We start from the raw sequence: 5,547 nt of genomic DNA on the forward strand, positions 1-5,547 counted from the left end.
GTAGTGAGCAAGCAGTACTTCGTGTGATGAATGAGAAAGGCCGGCTCGCGCTGGCCTTTTTCATATTGTCCGAGCGCCGTGGCGTTCGAGTCCGATCGATTTGTCGCGCAAAGCCTGCGGCACTGTCCCGGCTTGATAGGAGCGGGCGGTGGCTCTAAGAAGCAGGCCATGTCCATTTGGGATCGCCTCGGCGAATTCATCACCCGCGTTTCATCCTCAGCCTCGTCGGGTGTCGCCGACGTGGTCGAGGCCGTGCGCACGGTTTTCGCCGGCGATGCGGATTTGCGCCGGCGTGTCGCCTTTTCGGTGGCGATGATCGCGCTGTCGGCCAAGATGGCCAAGGCCGATGGTATCGTCACCCAGGACGAGGTGCGCGCCTTCCAGGAAATATTCGAAGTGCCGCCGAAGGAGACGCGCAATGTGGCGCGTCTGTTCGATCTCGCCCAGCGCGACGTGGCCGGTTTCGAGACCTATGCAGAGCGGATGGCGCAGATGTGCGGTTCCGGGCATTCCAATTGTGTGATGCTGGAAGACATACTCGACGGTCTGTTCCACATCGCCAAGGCCGACGGGCTGGTGCACGAGCGCGAAGGCCACTTCCTGCACCGCATCGCCGAGATTTTCCGCATCGACGAAGCGCATTACGAGACCATCATGGCGCGACATGTCAACCTGGGCGCCGGGGATCCTTATGTCGTGCTTGGCATCGAGCGCGGCAAGCCGTTCGAAGAGGTCAGGAAGCGCTATCGCAAGCTGGTTTCCGACAATCATCCGGACCGGCTGATCGCGCGCGGCCTGCCTCAGGAATTCATCAAGATCGCGACCACCAGGGTGGCGGCGATCAACGTTGCCTACGAGATGATCGAGCGGGGCCTGCGCCACGCATGAGCGGCTTTCTGCCCGACGAGCCACGTGCCGAAGTCAGGGTATCGCCGAATTTCGGCCCGCGGCGCGAGACGCCCAGGCCTGACATGATCGTGCTGCACTACACCGGTATGGCGACCGGCGCCGGGGCCGAGGCCTGGCTTTGCGACCCGGCCAGCGAGGTCTCGTCACATTATCTCGTCCACGAGAATGGCCATATCGTGCAGATGGTCAGGGAAAGCGACCGCGCTTGGCATGCCGGCAAGAGTTCGTGGTTCGGACGGGCCGACATCAATTCCTGTTCGGTCGGCATCGAGATCGTCAATCCAGGGCATTCGCTGGGCTATCCCGGTTTTCCCCGGCGGCAGATCGATGCGGTGATCGCGCTGTGCCGTGGGATCGCCGGTCGGCATTCGATCGCCGCCGAGCGGGTACTCGCGCATTCTGATGTTGCGCCGGGGCGCAAGATCGATCCCGGCGAGAAGTTTCCGTGGCGGACGCTGTTCGAGGCCGGTGTTGGCCATCTCGTGGCGGCCGCGCCCGTCAGGCGAGGCGCCACTCTGACAACCGGCGATACCGGCGGCGACGTCGAAGCGTTGCAGTCGATGCTGGCCCTCTACGGCTATGGCGTTGAAATATCGGGCATTTTCGACCGGCAGACGGAGGCGGTGGTCGAGGCCTTCCAGCGTCATTTCCGGCCGCGCAAGGTGGACGGCGTTGCCGACGGCTCGACGCTGCGGACGCTGCAAAGGCTGCTTGCTTCCATGAGGCGCTGACCCCCGGGAGAGCCTCTCCCAAGCAATTCTTTCCAATCCTTAAGTTACAAGCTGTCACTCAAAGTGACTTGCCTGGCCTTGTTTGACACCAATTCGGGCGTCAAACGGCTGACGTGTAGATGTCGGACCCCAAGCCCCCCGGGTTGTTCCGACGTTGGTTAGGCGTTGCTGCGTGAACATCTTCGCGCGGTTCAGACAGAACAGGATCACATGCAGAAATTTACCGTTTTAACGGCAGCTCTTGCTGCCGGCGTAATGACTTTTGCCTTCAGTGCCGCAGATGCCGCGCCCCTCAGCCCGCGAGCCGATCAAGGGCCTGTCGTGGCATCCGCGAAAAGCGGCAAGGCCCCACAGGCCAGAAGCGGCAAGGCAGGCCACGACGCCAAGGCGACGAAGCGGGCTTCCGCGAAAATGGAAAAAGCAAGCTGGTCCAAGCCGAAGAAGTCCGCCAGAAAGCAGACGAAGCGTGGCCGAAAAACCGTCGACATGACGGCAACGGCGTCGATCGGTGTCCGGAACGCGGCAGCCTCGGCGGCCGCGGTGGCCAGCAGCGGTCAGTATTCCGCTATCGTTGCCCGCTATGCGGCGATCGAAGGCGTTCCGGTATCGCTCGCCTCGGCGGTTATCCAGATCGAAAGCAACTACCGGCCCAACATCGTTGGCGGCGCCGGCGAGATCGGCTTGATGCAGATCAAGCCGGCCACGGCTCGGATGATGGGCTATAGCGGCTCCGCCAAGGGCCTGTTCGATCCCGACACCAACATCAAATACGGCATGAAATACCTTGCCATGGCGCGGAGCCTCGGCGGCGGCACGACCTGCGGCACCATTCTGAAATACAATGCCGGCCACGCCGCAACGCGGATGAACCCGGTGTCGGCCGCCTATTGCGGCAAGGTCAAGGTGCAGATGGCTGCGCTGGGATCGCCCGCATAAGTCTGCTTTTTCGTTTGCGTTTTCGGGCGCGAACCCCTTTATACGCTCTGCCAGCTGGCTGGGCGGCCGCACCCGCAAACGCCGAAAGGTCGTGGGTGAGGAAAGTCCGGGCTCCATGGAAACACGGTGCCGGTTAATGGCCGGCGGGGGCGACCCCAGGGAAAGTGCCACAGAAAGCAAACCGCCACGATCCGGCTTGCCGGATTCGGGGTAAGGGTGAAAGGGTGGGGTAAGAGCCCACCGCGCGACTGGCAACAGGAGCGGCACGGTAAACCCCACCGGGAGCAAGACCGAATAGGGACGGTGCGAGGGGAAACCCTCGAGGGCTGTTTCCGGCTCACCGTCCGGGTAGGTTGCGTGAGGCGCATGGCAACATGCGCCCAAGATGAATGGCCGCCACGTTCTCGCCCCGCAAGGGGCGGGGGCCATACAGAACCCGGCTTACAGGCCAGCTGGCAATTTCTCTCCCCCGATATCAAGAGAAGTCTCTTGAATTCAGCAGGTTGCGCCCTCGGGCGCGCCTGTTGATTCAAGCCTGCCCGGCCGTTCATCCGTGCGAGCGAGAGTCGGCCATTGCTTGAAACCGGTGCGATTAAATCGTACCATGATCGGGAAATGGTATCGGGAGCCTCTCATGGGACAGGTCGACAAACGCAGCATCACGCTGTCGCCGGAACTGGCGCAGGCGGTGGATGATGTCGTCGCCGCCGGCGAATATGCCTCCGCCAGCGAAGTGATCCGCGATGCGCTGCGGCAATGGAAGGATCGGCGCGATCTCTTCGGCTATACGCTCGATGAGTTGCGCAAGCTGGTGCAGGAAGGGATAGACAGCGGGCCGGGACGATTTGCGTCGATGGATGAAATCAAGGCCGAGGCGCGGAGGCGCTTGCGATCTGACGACGCAGCATGAATTCGCTATTCATCGCCCGGAACGCGCGCGCAGAAGACGATTTGATCGCGATCTGGCTTCATGTTGCACGCGATAGCGAGGTCGCAGCGGATAGGTTGCTCGATCGCATCGAGGCACGGTGGCAGCAACTGGAGACCTATCCCTTCTCCGGCGCGCCGCGCGATGACATCGCGCCCGGCGTCCGTCATCTGCTCGTTGGCGACTATCTCACCTTGTATCGTGTAGGTGACGACGCGATCGAGATCATTCGTGTACTGCACGGCTATCGCAACATAGAAGCCGACGATCTCGGCCCGTGATCGGTCCGGTTAGCCGCCGATCTTGTCCAGCGACGTCTCGATTGCCTTCCAGAGCTCTTCCACCGGCTCGCAGCCGACCGAGAGGCGAACGAAGCCGGCGGCAACGGCATCGCCTCGCTTCAAGCGCCGCTCGGCGGAGGTGTGGACGCCGCCGAAGGATGTCGCGGCCTGCATCAAGGCGCAATTGTTGATGAAATCCTCGGCCTTGTCCTCCGAGGCGAGCTCGAAAGAGATCAGAAAGCCGAAGCGCTCCATCTGGGCACGGGCAAGGTTGTGCGACGGATCGCCTTCCAGTCCGGGATAACGCAGGCCGCTGATTGCCCGGTGGCCCTGCAGCCGCCGCGCGATGACTTCCGCCGAGGAACACATGCGATCGAAGCGCACATCCAGTGTCTCCAGGCCGCGATGCACCAGCCAGGCTTCGAATGGTCCGGGAATGCTGCCGGAAACTTCGCGCCAGCCGGTCACGGCGGCGATGATCTCGGCATTGCGGCTGGCGACATGGCCGAACAGCACATCTGAATGGCCGTTGGGTGCCTTGGTGTCGGCGGCAACGACGATATCGGCGCCATGGTCGAGCGGCCGCTGGCCGAAGGGTGTCATGGTCGTGTTGTCGACCACAAGGATCGCGCCGGCTTTGTGAACAGCATCGGCAACGGCGGCGATATCGCAGATATCCAACCCCGGATTGGCAGGGGTTTCGACAAAGGCGAGGCGATAGCCATCGAAGCCGCCGTCGAGGAAGGTCGAGGTAGGCCTGACATCGTAGGCGATGCCGAGCGGCTTGAGGAAGCGATCGGCCAGCGCTCTTGTCGTGTGGTAGCCGTCCGATGGCAGCAGGATACGGTCGCCAGTCTTGAGCACGGCAAAAAACGCCGCCGAGATTGCCGCCATTCCTGAAGGGAAGGCGACGCAAGGCGCGTCCTCCAGATGGGCCAGCATATGTTCGACCGCGTCCCAGGTCGGGTTGCTGAATCGCCCGTACTGGTTGAAACCGGTGGCGTCGCCGGGCGCATGAAAGATGGCGGCCATGGTCAGTGGCAGGGGAATGGAATCGCCCATGGCAAGCCCGCTGCGACGCAGGTGAGGAAGCGCTGCAGCGCGTGACTTTGCAGTTTCAGACATCGAATTTCCAACCCTGTTTGCGACCGGCGATATGTGGCGAGACGCTATGCCCGGCAGCGGCGCGCGGCAAGGCGCGTCCGGGTGGGCCAGGCGGCTCTAAACGGTTCGTTAGGCTTAATAGACCATAAAGACGAGACGTGTCGGCGAGGCTGCTCTCATTGGTCGCGGCGCGCGTGTTTGTGAAGCCTAATCCCGTTGACGCCCATAGTGCCCCATGATATCCCATCTAGACATCAAAGCCTTCGTTCCGTGTCAGGGTAAAGCGTACGCCAATCGGGCAGCCGCGGCGGCTGCGCGTTTGCCGGTTTTTGCCCGTGCGGATGAGGCTGATGCGGGGCAGGGAGCGCGCTGCGGCGGCGCGTGCGACAAGATGGAGAGGGGTGCGGCGGCGCAAGCGGCTGTAGCGTTTAATGGACCGGTTTCTGTCAAGCACGGTGAGCAGGATCGATGCGAAGGGACGGGTGTCCGTTCCCGCGCATTTCCGTGCGGTCGTGCAGAAGCGCGGCTATTCGGAACTCTATGCGCTGCGCTGCCTGGATCTGCCGGCGATGGATGTCGGCGGGCTCGATCTGCTCGACCGCTACGAGCAGCGCATCGCGCTCGAGGATCCCTTCCTGCAGACGGCGGACGATATGTC

General features: G+C 62.6%; 6 protein-coding genes, 1 other RNA gene and 1 pseudogene. 7 read left to right on the plus strand and 1 reads right to left on the minus strand.

The window, feature by feature from the left end; all coding sequences use genetic code 11:
* The first annotated feature begins 168 nt into the window (after window positions 1-168).
* From EN906_RS21150 to EN906_RS21175, 6 genes are all read left to right on the plus strand, one after another.
* Window positions 169-888: a DnaJ family molecular chaperone gene (locus tag EN906_RS21150; RefSeq protein WP_127268668.1), complete on the plus strand. Its 720-nt coding sequence runs from the start codon at window positions 169-171 to the stop codon at window positions 886-888.
* On the plus strand, window positions 885-1,640 hold the full coding sequence (locus tag EN906_RS21155) for an N-acetylmuramoyl-L-alanine amidase (protein WP_127268667.1): 756 nt from the start codon (window positions 885-887) through the stop codon (window positions 1,638-1,640). Before EN906_RS21150 ends, EN906_RS21155 begins: the two co-directional genes overlap by 4 nt.
* A 210-nt stretch (window positions 1,641-1,850) precedes the next feature.
* Window positions 1,851-2,576: a lytic transglycosylase domain-containing protein gene (locus EN906_RS21160; protein WP_127268666.1), complete on the plus strand. Its 726-nt coding sequence runs from the start codon at window positions 1,851-1,853 to the stop codon at window positions 2,574-2,576.
* A 50-nt stretch (window positions 2,577-2,626) separates the two neighbouring features.
* An RNA gene (rnpB, locus tag EN906_RS21165) (RNase P RNA component class A) lies at window positions 2,627-3,036 on the plus strand.
* 174 nt (window positions 3,037-3,210) lie between these two features.
* Window positions 3,211-3,486: a type II toxin-antitoxin system ParD family antitoxin gene (locus tag EN906_RS21170; RefSeq protein ID WP_027034949.1), complete on the plus strand. Its 276-nt coding sequence runs from the start codon at window positions 3,211-3,213 to the stop codon at window positions 3,484-3,486.
* The gene (locus EN906_RS21175) at window positions 3,483-3,785 is read left to right on the plus strand and encodes a type II toxin-antitoxin system RelE/ParE family toxin (protein WP_127271465.1); all 303 of its coding nucleotides are present in this window, start codon (window positions 3,483-3,485) and stop codon (window positions 3,783-3,785) included. The genes EN906_RS21170 and EN906_RS21175 overlap by 4 nt, the downstream gene beginning before the upstream one ends.
* Window positions 3,786-3,794: 9 nt before the next feature.
* Here the strand turns inward: EN906_RS21175 and EN906_RS21180 are convergent, their stop codons facing one another.
* The gene (locus EN906_RS21180; RefSeq protein WP_127271467.1) at window positions 3,795-4,910 is read right to left on the minus strand and encodes a cystathionine gamma-lyase; all 1,116 of its coding nucleotides are present in this window, start codon (window positions 4,908-4,910) and stop codon (window positions 3,795-3,797) included.
* Window positions 4,911-5,320: 410 nt separating this feature from the next.
* Between EN906_RS21180 and EN906_RS38390 the strand changes: the two are divergent.
* Window positions 5,321-5,547: pseudogene (locus EN906_RS38390) on the plus strand (transcriptional regulator MraZ); the annotation flags it as partial.

Source organism: Mesorhizobium sp. M7A.F.Ca.CA.004.06.1.1 (assembly GCF_003999135.1).
Classification (GTDB): Bacteria; Pseudomonadota; Alphaproteobacteria; order Rhizobiales; family Rhizobiaceae; genus Mesorhizobium.